This is a genomic window from Tolypothrix sp. FACHB-123 (assembly GCF_014697075.1).
Taxonomy (GTDB): Bacteria; Cyanobacteriota; Cyanobacteriia; order Cyanobacteriales; family Nostocaceae; genus Aulosira.
Genome location: NZ_JACJRE010000080.1, coordinates 1 through 18,588, shown reverse-complemented (window position 1 = coordinate 18,588; position 18,588 = coordinate 1). Strand labels below are relative to the sequence as shown.

General features: G+C 38.3%; 12 protein-coding genes. 4 read left to right on the top strand and 8 right to left on the bottom strand.

Annotation, left to right across the window (positions count from 1 at the left end; genetic code table 11):
- Positions 1–517: 517 nt before the first annotated feature.
- The 5 genes from H6G41_RS30475 to H6G41_RS30455 all read right to left on the bottom strand — a co-directional run bounded on the left by H6G41_RS30475 (position 518) and on the right by H6G41_RS30455 (position 8,549).
- Entirely contained in the window at positions 518–3,748 is a 3,231-nt protein-coding gene (locus H6G41_RS30475; RefSeq protein ID WP_190751625.1) for a DNA primase family protein, read from the bottom strand.
- Between the two features lie 834 nt (positions 3,749–4,582).
- On the bottom strand, positions 4,583–4,933 hold the full coding sequence (locus H6G41_RS30470) for a hypothetical protein (protein ID WP_190751623.1): 351 nt from the start codon (positions 4,931–4,933) through the stop codon (positions 4,583–4,585).
- A gap of 456 nt (positions 4,934–5,389) precedes the next feature.
- Positions 5,390–6,214: a hypothetical protein gene (locus H6G41_RS30465; RefSeq protein ID WP_190751621.1), complete on the bottom strand. Its 825-nt coding sequence runs from the start codon at positions 6,212–6,214 to the stop codon at positions 5,390–5,392.
- A 15-nt stretch (positions 6,215–6,229) separates the two neighbouring features.
- On the bottom strand, positions 6,230–7,747 hold the full coding sequence (gene xisF, locus H6G41_RS30460) for a fdxN element excision recombinase XisF (protein WP_190751619.1): 1,518 nt from the start codon (positions 7,745–7,747) through the stop codon (positions 6,230–6,232).
- 502 nt (positions 7,748–8,249) lie between these two features.
- Positions 8,250–8,549 carry a hypothetical protein gene (locus H6G41_RS30455; protein WP_190751617.1) on the bottom strand — a complete coding sequence of 100 codons (300 nt, stop codon included), beginning with the start codon at positions 8,547–8,549 and terminating at the stop codon, positions 8,250–8,252.
- 367 nt (positions 8,550–8,916) lie between these two features.
- Between H6G41_RS30455 and H6G41_RS30450 the strand changes: the two genes are divergently transcribed.
- On the top strand, positions 8,917–9,126 hold the full coding sequence (locus H6G41_RS30450; RefSeq protein ID WP_190751615.1) for a helix-turn-helix transcriptional regulator: 210 nt from the start codon (positions 8,917–8,919) through the stop codon (positions 9,124–9,126).
- A gap of 290 nt (positions 9,127–9,416) precedes the next feature.
- Here H6G41_RS30450 and H6G41_RS30445 read toward each other — a convergent pair whose 3' ends face one another.
- Positions 9,417–9,620, bottom strand: coding sequence for a hypothetical protein (locus H6G41_RS30445; protein WP_190751613.1), 204 nt, complete (start codon positions 9,618–9,620; stop codon positions 9,417–9,419).
- Positions 9,621–9,675: 55 nt separating this feature from the next.
- On the opposite strand from H6G41_RS30445, the gene H6G41_RS30440 reads away from it, so the two are divergent.
- Entirely contained in the window at positions 9,676–11,058 is a 1,383-nt protein-coding gene (locus H6G41_RS30440; RefSeq protein WP_190751611.1) for a TIR domain-containing protein, read from the top strand.
- Between the two features lie 693 nt (positions 11,059–11,751).
- On the opposite strand, the gene H6G41_RS30435 is transcribed toward H6G41_RS30440, so the two are convergent.
- Complete coding sequence (locus tag H6G41_RS30435; RefSeq protein ID WP_190751609.1) at positions 11,752–12,336, bottom strand: hypothetical protein; 585 nt, start codon at positions 12,334–12,336, stop codon at positions 11,752–11,754.
- Entirely contained in the window at positions 12,329–12,958 is a 630-nt protein-coding gene (locus tag H6G41_RS30430) for a ParA family protein (RefSeq protein WP_190751607.1), read from the bottom strand. The genes H6G41_RS30435 and H6G41_RS30430 overlap by 8 nt, the downstream gene beginning before the upstream one ends.
- A 1,092-nt stretch (positions 12,959–14,050) precedes the next feature.
- On the opposite strand from H6G41_RS30430, the gene H6G41_RS30425 reads away from it, so the two are divergent.
- Positions 14,051–14,236 (top strand): hypothetical protein, encoded by a 186-nt coding sequence (locus H6G41_RS30425; RefSeq protein ID WP_190751606.1) that lies wholly within the window; start codon positions 14,051–14,053, stop codon positions 14,234–14,236.
- Positions 14,237–14,588: 352 nt separating this feature from the next.
- Positions 14,589–18,041, top strand: a complete 3,453-nt coding sequence (locus H6G41_RS30420; RefSeq protein WP_190751604.1) for a TIR domain-containing protein — start codon at positions 14,589–14,591, stop codon at positions 18,039–18,041.
- The last annotated feature ends 547 nt before the right edge of the window (positions 18,042–18,588 follow it).

The following is an 18,588-nucleotide window of genomic DNA, read 5'->3' as shown; positions in this document are numbered from 1 at the left end:
CCAAATTGTTGTTTAGGCTATTTTACCTCTCAAGAGAGATATAAGTACTCCTTTACGAGAGTATGTTTTTGTTGTAATTAATGCTTCTCTCCAGTCTCCAGAAAAAATCACAGATGATAACGAGCATAGTAAATATTCTTACTTCTTAGAAAAGATATATCTAAAGAAGTATTGGAGTTAAATCTTACACGTTATGTACTATAGTTTTCCTTCTTCCATCTCTTTAAACTCCATCAATCACAGCATATGCAAGGTCTAACTCATCTTCAATTGTTCGTGAGACAAGTTCATCTTTTTTGAGGTGTTACCATTCCAATTCAAATTCAATTGAATTCACCTGCGGAATGTGGGATATAACCGAATGCTTAAGGGTTTTCGTATTACAGCAACTGGCACATTGTTAAGCACCCCAGCGGTGTGTCTACATGCTACAGCACCAACGTGAGATTGATAGTTGTAGGTGTAGCACTGACATTACAACTGGCACAATGCTTAACCAAAGTTAAAAATCAATCTCCTATTGCTCCGCAAGTATTAGCATCTCTAACTTTTTAAATTCCGCCAGGGTCAGGAAACCTTGCAATTGTGTGTAAGAAGGAATGGACATCTTATTGAGAATGCCTTTAACCAGATGCGAGCAATCATTTTGGGATTCCAATATATAGGCGATCTCCTTGGCTGCAATAACTCTAGGGTCTTCATCGTTGGCACAGGTTTCTATGGTTGGCACAGGGTCTAAATTAGTAACCTGTGCCAGTGCTGTGCCACTTGCTATATAAGGTTCCTGGGTTGTGGCACAGGATGCACAGGGTTGAGACGAAAAGTTTTCAATATATATAGGTATATTTGGTTCCTCAACAAAGAGAGTTTTGTCATCAACCTGTAACAAACCATTACTACTGTTGTGCTGCTCGCCACTATTTTGATAAAAGTTTTCTCCAGAAAGGTGTGCATCCTGTGCCACTTGGTGAAGTCCTTGATTAGTAAAGGTTTCGGCTGGCACAGGGTTGGCACAGGATGGCTGATCTGACCCTGTGCCAGGGGGGGTATCCTGTGCCAAGTTGTCCCAGAAACTTTTAAAGTCATCTAACCCACCCTCTCGACAGAACCCTTTGCTACACTGCCATGTAGGAATTCCATCTAAGTTTGTGGCAGGGATAAACGCTCCTCGCAGCACTTCAATATGGAAAAAGTGACGAGGTGTAATTTCACGTTTACCGTTAACTCTTGCGCCAAATTTCCGATCCACATAGTTTTGAGGCAGTACGTTTTTAAGATGACCTACAAACTTGTTGTACGACCAAGTTTGAAAGCCATGAGCCTTGCAGTAGGCTGAGTAATAATCATGGATTGTCGAATTTTCTAATGTGGCGTTTTTATCGTCGTTAGGGCGCAGGCACATATCTACAAATGCGCGAACTGAGTCTGAGTGAATTGCTTGTTCTCGTTTAAGATTAGCTATCGCTTCGTTCGCAGTCACGGAATTCATGATCAGGTGATCTCGTTTTTGTTTGCCCATGCCCAGTGCCCAAGAGATGATATCTCCTTTCACAAGTTGAAGTTTTCGTCCTAAGTCTGGGTCAATTTCTCCTTGTCTTTGTTTGGTTGGCAACGGAATACATCGTCTATCCCAGCCATCGCCGCTATTTTCGATCGACAAGTAGCTGACTGAAGCTAAAGTAAAACGGCAATTCCATTGCCGCTCATACCCAGAGCTACTAAATAAGGCACGTCCAGACATCGTGCCGTTATCCACCAGTTCGTAAAAAGCTCTGAGATTACCTTGGAATCCGCCCATATCAGGGAAGTTGATCAGTCTTGCTCCTGTCATGTATTGATGTCTGCCTTCTGCGGTTGTGATGTCAGAGAATGAGGTAATTGACCTGACACCGCTTTCCCCAACCATTGACCCCCATAGGCGCAACAATGTACCTTTACCACTACCAGATGAGCCAATTACATGGGGAAAGTAGCCATAAGGAGCAGTGGGGTCAAGCAACATTGCAGTCACAGCACGGATTAAATCAATAAATTCTTCCCCAAAAGCATTGACGATAAATTTTTTAAAAACTTCTGGGCATTCGGCGTTGGGAACATAATTAGATGCAATTGCATGGATGACAAAGTTGTCTCGATTATGGGGCAGTTCTTCCCCTGTGCGTAGGTCAACTGTGCAATTTAAGAATGCTGAAAGGTGGTTATTGTAGAGTGTTTGCTTCTTGGCAAGTGCTGATTTACAGTATTTAAATGCTGCTGATTTATTTCGTTCATTGGCAAATTTAAATTCTTTAAATTCCTCATTGCCTACCTTCTTTACTTGGTAAATATCCCGTAAAGCATGAGCTATTAAATAATTGACATATGAATCCTCAATGTGTTTCCAGTAGCCATTACCTGTATATTGGTAAAAAGCATCGTTAATAACTGTCCAATCACCCTTCCCATTCTGGAATAGAGATTTAAAAATTGTCTCATCAGGTGTTGTAGTCATCCGATTTAAATCATCTTCTTGACCTGTAGATAATTCGTGTTCTGGTGCAATTTTATTGTCATCATTTTGATGGTTCTGAGGTTGACTCCGAGCAGGGAATGTTACCCCAGTTTCCTCGCATAATTCTTTGAGAATGCCAACAAATTCTTTACCTGTTGGTTTAATATTACCTCCTTGAAGAAATGAACGATAGCCAAATACATCCCCACCAATATTACAAGCAGGACATCGCCACAGTAGAGCATTTCCCTTCCTTTCTGCATAAAAAGCAGTCCCCGATGAGCTATGATGCCAAGGGCAATTACCTCTTACTTTGTCGTTACCATCCTCTTGAAAATTATGCTCTTCCCAGTTAAAAGCAGTACTAAGGTTAAGCCTAGAATTAACTTCTTCAATGACAACCTTTAGATCCTTGTCAATGGAGTGAGATTCTTGCAAGTCAATTGTTGACTCAATCTCTTTTTTGATAACTTGAGACTGATTTTTAGATGAGCCAATGTCGATTAATTCATGCTGATTAATCGTTGATGTTAGTTGTGGCTTTTTCGCTCTATTTAAAGGATAAATACCAATATCTTCTAGTCGTTCAATTACTGGTGGATATTCACACCAACGTACCCAATAATATAAACCATTAACTCCTTGTGTTGGCGGTAGTATAGTAGTGGCACCGCCGTTGCAAAGTACCTCTCCAAGTGCTCTTGAACTGTCAGTAATTAAAGAGAAACCACCATTAGAGGTAAAGTTCTCAGGTTTGTGTTGTAGCGCAACTATGTGCCTATATCCGCCGCTCTGGGTACGGTACATTGGGCAATTTTTTGTGATCGGATGATTCTCTTCCCAGTTCGCTATTTGTTGATCGCAATCTTCTTGAGATGCAAAATTTTTCTGATCAAAATCAATAAATGTGATCCAATGCTTTCCGTTAAACTTTGCTATTGTACTGATGCCTCTAGGATTGCGAAACCAATTATTCCTATCCTTTGGTGTTGGCATGTCCTCCTGGTATTTCTTCCAAGAGATTAGGTAAGTTTTACCGTTGTCACCTAGGAAACGGGGTTGCTTTGCTGATTTCCCTTTTTCTACAGGTTCTTTGGGGCATACGGGCAACTGTGGTAGTCCAAGGTTATCTAACCATTTGCTCGTCTCTTCAAAAGTCTTTGGTGGGTCAGCTAACTCAGATATGATCTCCGCGCCTAGAGGCAGAGCTATAGTTCCGGTTGCAGTAGATAAAATCTGATTATTTGCGTGAAACATGGCTGAAAACTCCTGATGGGGTTGGTTTACAGCCTTTGCTATTCAACTAACCAAAAAGCAGATAACCTCAATTTCTCTCTAAATAATGTGATACAATCGGTGCAAAGTATTTTTTTTCTGGTCTGTAAAGACTAGATGATGAGGTTGCTGTTCTTAGTTTCGTCTCCAAACAAAGGCTAAGAGAGCAATTTTTTTTACAAAAAATTGTTTAAGTAAATAGAAATATCGCAGTTAAGCTCATACCACTTCTTCTGGTTGTACTCTTGCCACACCTCTGGAAGATTGCCAACAAACCCTATTTTGTTCTTGAGATTATGGAAGTGTTCACTGAGTATCCATCTTAAATCTTCTAGTTTGCTGATCAACCTACCAATTTGATGTTGACTCAGAGCAGGCAAATGTTCTGTAACTCCTCTGTATAATTTGTATATCAATTTACATGCATCACAGAGAATATATCTAGAGTTTTGAATTTTCGACCCATAGTCTAGATGTTGCAGTAGCAAAGCTGCTGCAATGTCATTAAGGTATTTAGCGATTGAATCATAGCAGATGCTAAAAAATGCCGAGTTTGCCATATGGTTTCCAAAGTTACGTTGATGTAACTCCCACTTCTGTATGCAAACACAACACAAACTTATTACAATTTTTCGTGGATCTTTGGAAAGTTCCAAGGTAAAATTCCAATATATAGATTTATGGTTTTTTTGCGTTTGCTCTACTTTAGTGTGGAGCAGTTTGCTAGTGCTCGGTGCTGGAACACCGAGCACTGCCTTTTACTAAAGATATAACGATTTACAGCAGAGATGCCTATAACCTCTGCTTTTTTCTTTTTTAAGATTTATTGCGGTCATCGCTTATTTGGCTCCTATCTTCAACAGATGTCAACACTCCAGGCAGTAAGTCAAAGACTGACAACTGGTAAGAATAAAGTTTCTCTGTCTCTGTATCTAAGTTTTGATCTGTTTTCATTGAGGGTAACGATCCTTTACTCGTAAGCTCACTAGTAAAATTTTTAGCTAAGGCATTAGGTAAATGTTCATTTAATATTTCTCTCATGGCTTTGGAACGAGAAAGTCCACGTTCCTTCTGAAACTCCTTAAATCGCTCATGCTCTGCTCGAGAAACGTAGGTGGTAATTTTATGAGTATTTTTTCTCATAAGATCAGTTTGTTGTAGTTTCATTCAAAACAATAACATGAGTAAATTAAGTCAACTGCGTGCTTCATAATTGCGATAAAAGTAGCCAAGACACATTTTACCGCCACGTAAAGCTTGAAAGGCTTGCCCTGAAAGAGTTACAGAAATAAAATAGCTCTTTTCATCAAAAAACTGAGAAAAAGCTGGTTTTAACTGTACCAATAAAAGTCTAAGTTATTTGGCACAGACTTTTGTCACGTAGCCACAAGGGTTTCAGGCTCTAAAAATTAGAGGGGTTCAAATGGTACGAATAAAAGTAGTGGATCTGGTATGTCAAATCCTAATTTCTAGGTAAAAGTCAATTTTTTGCGGAAACATAGTCTGGTTATGATTTTCAAACGACGCATGGCGGCAAAATTCGCCCTGGTTACTTTTACCCCAGATACTAAATATTTTAGGTACTGATGTACTATTTGTACCATTTTATGGTGAGAAGTGTTACTAGTGAATACCCCACTGCTTTGCCCATTTCCGAATAGTCTTAGTATTTATACCAAGCAACTCTTCAATTTGTGGTGGGTTTTTACCTTGCTCAAGAAGTTTACGGCAAGATTCTCTAACTTCTAATGAATGTACTGGTATTCCACCAACTTTATATAATCTAGCTCTATGGATTTTGGCTCTTTTTGCCCAAGTTCTAACTAATTCGCCATGAACTCCGGTTATGTTTTCAATTTCTTTAATACGATACCCTTCTTGATACAGCGCCAGAGAATTCTGTTTTTGAGTATCTGAATAGATTTTGCGTGGTCTTGATATACCTGCTGCTTCTACCCAATGACTAATTTTTGCAGCAGAGACTCCAGTCAGATCTTCAATTTGCTTGGGTTTCATACCCTCAGCGTATAAGTTAACGCAGTATTGTCGTAACTCTAGTTTGTTAGGAACAGGTTCTTTCAAAAAATCTTGAGTATTAATCCATTTCCTAATAATTTTGCGATTAGTTACACCAGTCAACTGTTTAATTTTTTCGATTGGGTATCCCGCAGAGTACATCTCTAAACACTGCTGCTTTACTTCATCTGAATATGGAGGTTGAATTTCTGGAGGTAAGATTACAGGGAAGACTTCTGTTGGAGATTGATGTAGTTCATTTTGAATTTGTAGTACCAAATCTTTAAAGTATGGGCATTTTGAGCAGGAATTTGTCTGTCCTGGATTTGGACAGTTGCACGGTGCTTGCCAATCTTTGAGACATTCTGCTTCAACATCACTAAATCTGGAAACAGCTTTCTCGAAAATCTGGAGAGTAATTTTTGATACCATTTAAGTTATTCCTTGTTATAGAATTGTTAGCTCAACTGAAGTGATTTCGCCTTTTAAAATAGTTACTTGACGAACCAGCTTCTCGTAGATAATTTCTCTTTCTTGTAAAGTGAGGGTATACCAAAAGGTAAGTTTTTGTGCTTCAGAATAGCTAATAATCTGCTCGGCTGTTCTTTTGCTAAAATCTTGAGAATTGTCAGAACAGCTTTGCTTAGTAATTTCTTCTATTAGCTGATGTTTAGCTTGTAGTATGGCAGAATTTGATTCAATTTCTAATAATTTTTCAATTCCTGCTAACTGTTGCTTAAGTGTTGTTAATTTAGGATTTTCTCTGGGATGTTGTTCTTGGGGAGCAGGTGTAGTAACTATTTCATTAGCTCGATTAAACAGTTTATAAATAATAGCTTCATCAATTTTATCCGTTCTAACACAATTCCTATTGCTGCATCCAACAGATGAATGTCTACAACCATAATAGCTGTACTCTGGACTTCTTTTGAGTACACATTTATGCCCACATTCACCACAAAATACAAGCCCTGTAAGATAAAACTTAGAGCCAGGTTTCCCAACCTTCCTGCTATTAGACTTGAGAATATCTTGAATTTCTGCAAATTCTTCATCAGTTAGTAACCGTTGATTTGGGTGAGTATCATAGTGCATCTCCCAATCTTCAGGAGGCTTCATTGCCCCTTTGTGTTTGTATTTAAGGTAAGCGGTATGACCTCGTAATACAGGATTTTCTAGCCATTCTTTAAAATGAGAACCTGCATTCCAAAATAATAATTCTTTACTGAGAACGAGATTAGTCCCTTTATTACCATTGCCAGTGCCTTTCCCTCTCTTTCGTTCAGCACCATATTTAAGGTAAAGCTCTTTGAGTACTTGTCTAGGTCTTCGGAGCTTTAAAAGCATATCCACCGCTTCTCTAGCGATCTGAGCTTTACTGATACCAATAAGTTCAGGTGAAGTATCAGGTTCATTATAGAGATGAAGATAATGTGCTGGTCTATCTTTTACTACACAGACAATAGGTTCTTTATCAAGCACATATTTATCATTTTTAATTCCATATCCCCAAGGTGCCCTAGTCCAAGCAACCTGATTTTTTCTGCGAAATTCAAAACCACGTTGCACCCTTTCCCTGAGCATACGTCGTTCATGAACAGAAAATAGAGATTGCAGATCTGCACTCAGTTCTCCAAACGCAGAGTTTAGATCTATTTCTCCTTGATCTAGGAGTTTTATCTTAACTTTTGATAACCGAATTAGAACTTTAAATTGTATATGTACTGATTCATTTCTATATAATCTATCGCAGCGGGTAGCAATGATTGTATCTACTTTTCCCTGTTCAACCAGTTCTAACATTTTATTAAATTCTGGTCGAGTGACACTTGCTCCTGATTCTACATCATAGTAAATCTTATCTACTCCTGCTTCTTTTAGCCGATCCAATTGCTGCTTAAGAGCATTTTGATTTTCAGCTTGTTCTTTGCTTGATACTCGTCCATAACCGATGGTATAACCCATAATTTTCACCAATTAAACTAATTTGAAACTAACAATTTGTTGTGCAACTGTCAATTGAATTACAGTTGCACAAATCAGGATAATTCTATATGCAATTAGCGGTTTTATTCATGAGTAATTTTGATAATTTTTTCAATATTTAATTGGAGATAAGCAATTATTTCCTAAGCATCGCTTGAGTAATTGAGTTGAAATACAACAATTACTAATAATGACAAAAGCCCCTCCAGCTATCGCCGAAGGGGCTTGTTTTATTGATGTGCTATAAGTATAGCATTTTAATATTAGTTAGACGAGAGAAAATGCAAAGTTGATGCACAAGAACTAAATTAGCTCTACAGTCTTTACGGGCAAATTTTAGTCCTTGGAGAATGCTTTTATTATTCTCTGCTTTTTGCAAATATGCTAAAGCATCGGTTGCACTATTAGCAAAAAAATCTTGACAAGAAAGAGACGTGAATCTAACCACGTCTCCAGGTGATGGAAAAAACAATCTCAACGATTACGCTGCATCTGCTACGAGCAACCCGTTGACAGCAAGGATGAAAAGCTGTGCTAATTCAGGGGTATCACAACAGGGTCTTTCATCCCTATTACAAGGTTGTGCTACCCATTTGCCTTCAAGATTTTGATAAAAAGTTCCTAGCAGATGATAGCTATTCCAAACTCGATACAGTTCTCCAAAATCATCTGGTACTGAATCAATTTCGATTTCTGGTACTACTGCATCACTTAACGGATCAATGTCCCCAAACTCTGATTGCACCAAAGTTTGGTTGTTAACTACTTGTTGTGTAATCATGTTAATGACCTCATCAATGGGGTTCTACAAAAGGCGATCTCATTCTCTTGCCGGAGGGTGATCGCCTTTGTTTTTGTCTGTCAACTAATCTACGTGACAAGTAACCTATAACACTCGACTGTACTGAGTGCTGGCACATCCATTACATCAGTCTCTTGAAACTGTTGATACATAAGCTTTTATCCTGATTGCATTCTGCTAGTGTGCATTGCTTTAATGCACTCATGAACACAGTATAACTCAGCTAGTCAAATATTCGACTACTCGAGCATTTGACTAGCTAATACTAAAGACTTTCAATTATAATTAGAAGTTATGCTATTCGACTATCCGAGTAGGCTATTATGCTTGTAAACACTGTATTTGTATGAAAGTTGTAATTTCTAATTTAAAAGCACTTATGGAAGAGAAAGGGGTTAATATAGCCCAATTAGCTAAGGAAGTAAAAGTTACTGAAAATGCTATACGTGGTTATGCCAAAAATAGTTTCAGTCGTATTGACTGTCAAGTCGCAATTAAACTATGTGATTACTTCCAGATAGATATTGGTGATTTATTTAAAATAGTAGAGAAATAAAAAAAAATTGAGGTATCGAGATCAGCAATAGTTCCCAACCTAATAAACTTGAACAAATAGAAGATTTATTATTTGAATCAATTACTTTTAGCAGAGATTGAATAATTAATGAATACAAGCTTACACATTGAAAAAGTAGTATAAGAAGCTAATAAATGCGCTTCACTATCCGAGATAAAAGTTTTTTAGTACTTAAATAAAGTTCAGGATGAGATTATTAATTAATAAGCGAAACAAATACCACTTATCAGGCGTAATTCGGACATAATCTTTATAACTATTTGCTGTAGCTAGTATTTGTTTTGAGCTACTTGTTTTAAATCAATTTTAAGGTATTTCCCTCTATCTCCTGTTCTACGTACTCTTATACACCATAGATTACGTGAACTGTCTTGTACATCTACATCCCCATAATAATCTTTGCCACCATGCATCACTAAGTTAAAAGCGTTGTCAAATTCTTTACTAGCTTTCAAAATATCGAATAAGCCCATGATTTTAACCAAATAAACGCTAATATCATAGTTATTTCACCCCATAGCAGTAATTATGAAGGTTTTTATTAGTTACAGTTGGCAAGATGTACCATTAAGAAGAGCTATTGTAGGAGAAATCAAAAAAATAAATGGGATTGAGGTTTTATTTGATTCAGCACAGATAAATCCTTCTTCGCAAATACACCCAACGATTTCCAAACTATTAGACTCCTGTGATGTTGTGGTTGCTGTTCTTACACCTTCAAGTCTAGCTTCAACAGAAGTACTTGATGAGTTATCGAGAGCTAATGAAAGAAATAAGCGTATACTACCTTTGTTAGATGAATCAGTAAGTTCGGAGCAAATTCCATATTACTTACGGGACACTCTTAGAATCGGATTTTTAAACTCGACTTTTGACAAAGCTCTGGATACTTTGGTTGCTTCCTTAGAAAGCCTACTTAGGGATAATAGCAGCACAAGCGTCCAAGTTACCTCAAAATTGAAAAGTAACTTTGCACCATCAACAGTTCGTGAATTTGGAGACCTTGATATTGTTTGGCTTCAGCGAAGTAACTTGGGTAGAGAATTACTGGAGCAGGTGGTGACTATGTGTACTATTTTTCCATTTTCTTGGAAAATTGGAGCACAACAATATACCACCCCAGTTTTTGTAGCACCTAATACCTTTATTCCTGACGATTGGACACGCAACTTCCTACGTGGTGTTATTTCCTCGAATACCGCACGAGAGGCTAAAACCATCGTAGAGATCGGTGTTGGTACAGGAATTGTCCCTATCGCACTTTCTTTAGTGGGGTTCCAATTTAATAAATACTATGGATTTGATCTAGATACGCTCGCCACCCGTGTTGCCAGCATCAATGTTGCCTTTTATCAGTTGACAGATAAAGTTGCTCTTAGTGGAGGTGGTTCTATATTTGAACCAGAAAGAAACTTTGAATTGGGCACTTCATACGCAGATCTCGTCATTGCGAACGTCCCTCAAGTTCCATCAATGTCTACAGGACCTATTAGAGATCTCTTTGATTACTATCATATGCCAGTTGGACTTGGTAATAGAGAACAATATTCTGCAATGCAAGGTCTTTGGCTAGTAGAGTTGATTCTTAAACAAGCACGTTCTCGCCTACATAGAGATGGTCATATCCTTTTAAATATAGGCGGTCGACCCGGCGATTCTCATATCATTACAATGATTGAGGAATGTGGCTATCGGGCAAATATTATTCACACTGAAATTGTTGAACAAGATCCTGAAACAGATATTTCAGCTCTAGTTCATTTTGAAAGAACACAGAATATTGAATACGAATTTTATAGAGATATAAATGCCATTGCAAAAATATCTGCGCGGACTGCCTATGATCGTATATCTGAAGGGCAGAAATGCTACCATAAACTCCACATAATCGAAGCAAGACCACTTTCATGATATAGGTTTAGCTGACCTTTCATTCTTTTCCCCAAGGTAACCTGTTGACATTCATCGTAGAAAACTTTGATACCAGAATTATTAAAACTGTGTGGTTGAAATGAATATAATCTTTACCCTGTAAGAGTTTCAGACCATTCATTGTGACAGATGCCCATTGCCTTAGCTGTAAAATCTGTAAATAAAGTTAATAGATACTCCGGTTTTTGTAGCTATAGATACCCAAGATTTGTACCAGAATGTCAATTTCACTAAAAAATGGCTGAAACCCTTATATAGCAAGAGTTTTCAGAGCATCTTGCAGCTTTTTACACATATCTCGGCTCAATACCCAATAGACTTCTCCAATTGCTGATAAGACATAACCATCTATCGGGGTGAAATGAGCATCCACGCAGAAAGTTACGATAAGGACTTGATGACCTGCTAATAACATTCTAGTTGGCAAGGGTAAAAGTGTACCATTTGAACACCTCTAATTTTTGTAGCTTGAAACCCTTATGGCTACGTTGTAAAATGCCGTATCAAATAGCGTATAGGTTATTTGGTACATTGAGAATTGCCAAAAATATCGATTGACATAATGCTTATCCAGTAAGGGTTACAGCCTTAGCGTAAGTTTCTGCACGGATGCTCATTTCACCCCCTATCTGTCTTACATCCTAGAAATAAATCTGTAACTCTGTAAGTCTGTTACTCCGAAACTTCCAGGGTTAATGACCTTCGTAGTTCATCTTCAGTAGTACCCTCAAGCAGATCAGCTTTACTAAGCAGCAAATCTATCGCTACACGTATCAAGGTATTGTCTGTAAGTCGCTCACTACTCTTACCCTGTTTTTTTCTATTTAGTTTTCGTGTCAGGTCGGTAAGTGCATCAATCTGATCTTGTCTTAAGCGCGCCTCTTTGCGTTCCAATTTTAAATACTTCGGTTGCTTGTAACTCTGTAAGTTTGTTACTTTCAAAGTTTGTAGTTCTGTAAGTTTTTTTGATTCGAGGTCTACCTTCCCTTTGTCCTCTACAGCAACATCCAGTGACACAACAGGGTTTGTAACATCCGAAGTCTGTAAGTTTGGAATTTTTTGTTTTTGAGTATGTAAGTCTGTAGCTTTTGTAGTTTGTAGTTTTTCGGAATCGAGGTCTACGTTCTTTGTGTTTTCCACATCAACTTCAACCAGAGTTTCAGAGTTTGTTTTTTCCGAAGTCTGTAAGTCCGTAGCTCTGGGTTTTTGAGTTTCTTCTTGGACAAGATCAGATAAACGACGACGTGCTTTAGCCATAAGTATTTACCTCTCTAAGAAGCTCATCAGCAATACGTCGGTAATCCCCTTCGGCTTCACGAGCTACTTTTGTGCGAACTTGAGTAATTGGTATGCCATCGAGCGCGGCTTGTTCATGAATAGCGTAAGCTCTTACAAACCCGTTGAATGCTGGAATACCTGCTTGCATTAGTGCTTGCTGTGCATCAAGTGCCTTACCCAAACTACGAGGATCAACACGGGTTAATAGAACTCGAAATTTAACATTTGCTGGCATAATTGTTGCCTGTACAGTTTCAATCAGCGCTTGAAGATCCATTGGGGCTGGGGGAGATGGCAGCAAAACAAAATCAGCAGCATCAATAGTAATCTTAAGTGCGTCAAAATGGAGTGCCGGAGGAGTGTCCACGATTATAAAATCAAACCCTTGCACCTTTTTAAGTTTTAACAACTCATTCGTGCCTGTTTCCTTGGCTATTTCAAAATCTCGCTCATTACGCTCTGTCCACCAAGTTGCAGAGCCTTGAGGATCTGCATCTACTAACAATACTTTTGATTTCTCAGCAAGAATGGCTGCTAAGTTGACGCTAGTCGTTGTCTTAGCTGACCCTCCCTTTCCGTTTACAACAGCAATAATATGCACATTTTAACTCCTTAAATGAAAAATGTCTGTAAGTTTGGTTATTTGTAACTCTGTAAGTCTGTTATTATTGATACAAACTCTGTAAGTTTGTATCAATAATACGCCAGGGTGGGAGAATAGCAGCGATGGCTGCGCTAAGGTCTGCGACGAACGCAGTTAGACTTTTAGCCGCAACGTCACCATTGATTGGACTGTGAAAGAGAGTGCTGTAGAGCGACAAATTAAAAGTCAAGTTTTTCACGCCTGCAAGCTTTACTGAAAGGGCTAATTTTTAGGGTTTCTGCCATGAAATTGTAGAAATTGCTTGAACAGTCCATGCACAAGGATTTGGATTGGTGACAAACAATCTGTCGCTCTACATCTATTTCGGGAATGTCTTCATTTGAATAGCTAAGTTTAGGTTGAGGCTGAAACAACGGTAAATCAAGGTTTTTGACGATTAACTTTACAAAACTTTATGATGAACCACTAGATTCTTCTTGACAGTAAACTTGTATGGCATAACCCCGTATAGTAAAATACTTTATAAGTAACTGAGTCCGCGAGTCAACTATATGGTTTGTCTTTAAAAGACTTTCTTCCATAACAGGATATTTCCTATCAATGACTTTCAGGCTAACAATTTCACTCACTTGTTTTTTATTTTTGAGTGTGATGATCACACCCATATTTTGTTAGTTTAGGAGCTTGATTGTTTCTCTTTTTGACAGTATTAATTAAGCGTTTTCCCTGTTGATTGAGATACCATTAACTAACGCTTAAATGGGTTGATATTAAATAGTATACAAATTAGTGTACATATTCCGCTGCGAACTTCTGTACAACGTTATATCTTAGACGTGAAACCAATCACATCTATTTGTTCATAACGTTAAAATTTCGTATGGGTATAGATATCGCCCAAACATCGATATTCAATTAAAACACTGAAAAAAGTGGAATCATTAGTAGTGACGGAGTTTATCTTGCGTTCGCGCAGTTTCGTATATCTTTAATTTTCAGATATATGAAGTCAGAAAAAAAATGCGGTACTTTTATGTATTGCTTTTCAGCAAAGGTAATTTTTTCTCAACAATAATTTGGAGTAATCTCATGAAGAACTTAAAGTCTAATATTGCTTTAATAATCATTAGCGGAGTGTTTTTAGCTTGTGGAGTAGTTCCTAGTTTTAGGGATAATGCAGGACTTATAGCTCCAGTGGCAATTAATGCAATTGTTTTACTTAGTAATAGACGAAATAATGATAAGGATGATGACGATGATAAACGCCACAGATAGGTACTGCGGCGTTAAAGTAGATTAAAGTTTTTTGATTTTAGGCTCCCTGGCAGGAGCCTTTTTTATTATCTCAAGTATTTTGGTTAAATTTAAATCCTTCAAATATTTTTTTAATGAGTATCTATGCCTAATGCATCCGTAGATCTTGAGCATTGCAGATGTAGAGCGACGAATTATTTGACCAGAACGACAGATTGTTTGTCACCAATCCAAATCCTTGTGCATGGACTGTTCAAGCAATTTCTACAACTTCATGGCAGAAACCCTAAAAATTAGACTTTACATGGCGGCTGGTGACAAGCTCGCTACTTTTACGCCAAATACTATTAATATAGTATAAATTATTACAAAAATGAGTAACAATATGTCTGAAGTAGCAAGTTCAGAGCAAGAGAATTCGGTTCTCTCGCCACCTTCAGGTTTCAAGCTGCGCTATACATTGGAAGGACACAGTGACATCATCACTCAAATTGCATGGTCAGCGGATGGAAAAAAGCTGGCTTCAGCCTCTAAAGACCATACAATCCAGCTTTGGAATACAGAAACTGGAGAGCTTATGTCTGTACTTGAAGGACATACAGACACTATATTTGGAATAGCATGGTCGCCAGATGGAGAAATCTTAGCATCAGTCTCTGCTGATGAAACAATAAAGATTTGGAATACCAAAACAGGCAATCTACGATCTGCAATTGAAAATGAGAACAGCAATGCGATCGCATGGAATCCATCTGGAAAGATATTTGCATCAAGAAATAGCCAGTATCATAAGAATAAAGAAATTAATTTTTGGGATGCACGAATTGAGAAAAAAATAGATGAAAAATTTGAAAATTTTTGTAGAAAAATAGAGATTAATTATAGAAGAATTGCGAATCTATTTAGCCAAAACCGCGTCGTTGTATCTGATAAAGATATTTATAATAACCACATTTTTGGTGGTGATGCCTTTTCTATAGATAATAGGGGAGCATCGTTTGTTATTGGCACCCAAAATGTTACTTTTAATCTGTACTCAGAAAACTTTTATTATAAACGTCAATCTTTCGGTGATCTATTAGATGAACTACTAAGACAAAAAAGTTTAAGCAAACTTGTTTGGGATTCAAGCGGGCAAGTGCTAGCCTTACTAAATCAAAATCTAACTAGTATTAGACTTTACAAGATTAATGCTGCTAAACAAAAGCACCTAGAACAGATAGAAAAGCTACAACAATTGGAACGAGAATGGAACGAGATATTTAGTAATGTAATAATGACTACTCAAACAAAGAGAAGTATAGAAGCTGAAATGGTAGAGCTAAGGGAGTTGCACGCCGAGTTAGCCGAAAGAAATGAATTAGAGCTAGTAGCTTCTTACATAACTCAAACATCCTTCGAGTCCATAAATTTAGAAAATAGTAAATTTCTTGCTATAGCCTGGTCGCCGGATAGCAAAGTGTTGGCATCAGCAATTCTTAATGGTACGGTCATGCTCTGGGATACTGCGACTGGATCGCTAATCAGGGTTCTTGAAGGACATGCAGATGCAGTCACTGATGTTTCTTTTTCCTTCGACGGTAAATTTCTTGTATCGAAATCTTTGGATAACTCTGTTCGGCTCTGGAATTGCAAAACTTGGGAAACTGTAGCAGTTATCCATGAATCCACTTCGGGGAAATGGCTCTCTAGCGTTGCCTTCAATCCAAAGCTGCCTATTCTCGCCACGCTTGGCGAAAAGGATACGATCATCCATATTTGGGAATTAGACTTTCCTACTTTATTAACTATTCCTTCGGTTTCATCTTCAGTGCATTATGTCAATGCCAAAGTTGTTTTAGTAGGAGATAGCGGAGTAGGAAAATCTGGACTCGGTTTAGTGCTAAGTGGTGAATACTTCCGTCCAACAGAATCAACTCACGGACGGCGAGTTTGGACATTCGATCAACAAGGCATTGTAGAAGATTCTCAAGCAGAGACTCGTGAAACTATGCTATGGGATCTGGCAGGGCAACCAGGCTATCGTTTGATTCATCAATTGCACCTAAACGAAGTAGCTGTCGCTCTTATTGTCTTTGATACTCGTAGTGAAACCGATCCCTTCGCTGGAGTGCGCCATTGGGATCGGGCGCTCACTCAAGCACAACGGCTTCAGTCTTCTAGTACTTCTTCATTAAAGAAATTTCTAGTTGCTGCTCGTGCAGATCGGGGTGGTATCGGCATTAGTCCAAAGCGTATCGATACATGGGTAAAAGAATTAGACTTTGATGGATACTTTGAAACTAGTGCCAAAGAGGGGTGGAAAATTCCAGAACTCGTCGATACAATTCGCAACGCTATTAATTGGAAAGCTTTGCCAAGCGTCAGCTCAACAAGACTCTTCCAGCAAATCAAAGATTTCCTAATTGCAGAAAAAAAAGCCGAGCGATTGTTATCTACAGTAGATGACTTATATCGTGCATTCCTAAAGTCTGAAAACGCTCCTACCGAGACAGAAAAGTTGCGTTCCCAATTTGATATCTGTATTGGACGAGTCGAGTCGAGAGACTTAATCCGACGAATTTCTTTTGGAAATTATGTTTTACTGCAACCCGAATTGCTAGATGCTTACGCTTCTGCTCTAATTAATGCTGCTAAGGATGAACCTGATGGTTTAGGCAGTATCGCTGAAGAAGATGCACGACACGGGCGTTTTCGTATGTCAGAAGATGAGCGAATTAAGGATAAAACGCTCGAAGAACTACTGCTAATTGCAACAGTTGAAGAGTTACTATACCACGAGTTAGCGTTACGTGAATGGGCGGATGATGGCGCATATTTGGTATTTCCATCACAATTTACCCGTGAATGGCCTGATGCACCTAATCCAGAAGGTCAAACAGTAATCTTTGAATTTGAAGGTGCAGTTCTCAATATTTATGCGACTTTAGCAGTGAGGCTCACAAGAAGTGGATTTTTTATCAAACAAGACTTATGGAAGAATGCCGCAACTTACAAAGCAAAAGTGGGTGGATTATGCGGTATTTTCTTACGAGAAGTTCAAGAAGGTAAGGGACAATTAACAATCTTTTTTGACAGATCAGCAAATGAACAAACTCGCTCTCAATTTGAAGACTACATCCTGATTCATTTGAAGCGACGGGCGTTAGCAGAAAGTATTAAACAGCGGCGCATTTTTGCTTGCCATAATTGTGGTGCAACAATTCCTGAACAGCATATCCAGATGCGGCGTGAACGTGGTTTTGACTGGATTGCTTGTAGCGTTTGCGAAAGTCGTATTTCTTTGATAGATCCAGGACAGGCAGAGCAAGTAACAGAAATACAGGCATACACTCTTGCAGAAATGGATAAAACTGCCAACTTGCAACGCAATCGTGATACTGCGACTTCTTCACTTCAAGGGAAAATTGCAACAAAAGACTTCGACGTATTTCTCTGCCACAATAGCGATGATAAGCCAAATGTCAAGGGCATTGGTCAAAAGCTTAAAGAATTTGGGATTTTGCCTTGGCTAGATGAATGGGAACTCCGACCGGGTTTACCCTGGCAACGAGCATTGGAAGAACAGATCAGGAATATAAAAGCTGCGGCTGTCTTTATTGGAAAGAATAATACTGGCCCCTGGCAAGATGCAGAATTAGATGCTTTTTTGCGGGAATTTGTTAGACGACGATGTCCCGTTATTCCTGTACTACTTCCAGATTGTGTTCAAACTCCAAAATTACCAATTTTTCTAGAAAGCATGATGTGGGTTGATTTCCGCCAGTCAGAACCCGATCCAATGAAGCAACTAATCTGGGGAATTACAGATGAACGAAAATCTTAAATCCCTACGCGATAAATACGCTTAAGGTACACCCCGGTTTAGGCGCTCACATCCGGCGCTCTATATAAATTGGGTGCGGCTCTTCTAGGAAGACGATATATTACAAACGTATTACGTGCTTCTAACCCTTCTATATCTTTATTTACGTTTTCTTGCCTAAATAGGTAGAATTAAGCGATCGCAAAAACATGAAACGCAAAAACCCCATCTCAACCTGTAATACGGCTTGAAAAATGCCCTCTACAACTGGCTTTCAGCTACAAAGTAAGAAACGCAGGTATCAACGTTTCTTAAACCGAATTTCAAGTTACGTCTCTAGGAGATGAAATATCACTTCAGATATACATTGCTGAAACTATTGCTGTATAAGGTAGTGAGCCGAGATATGAGTAAAAACCTGCAAGATGGTCTGGAAACTCCTGTTATATATAGGGTTCAGGCATTTTTAAGTAAAATTGACTCTAGAGCGCAAATATAAGGTATATATTGCTACTTTACTTGGAGTATTTATTAATTTTGTTTACAGGTTTTATAGCAAGGACGATGA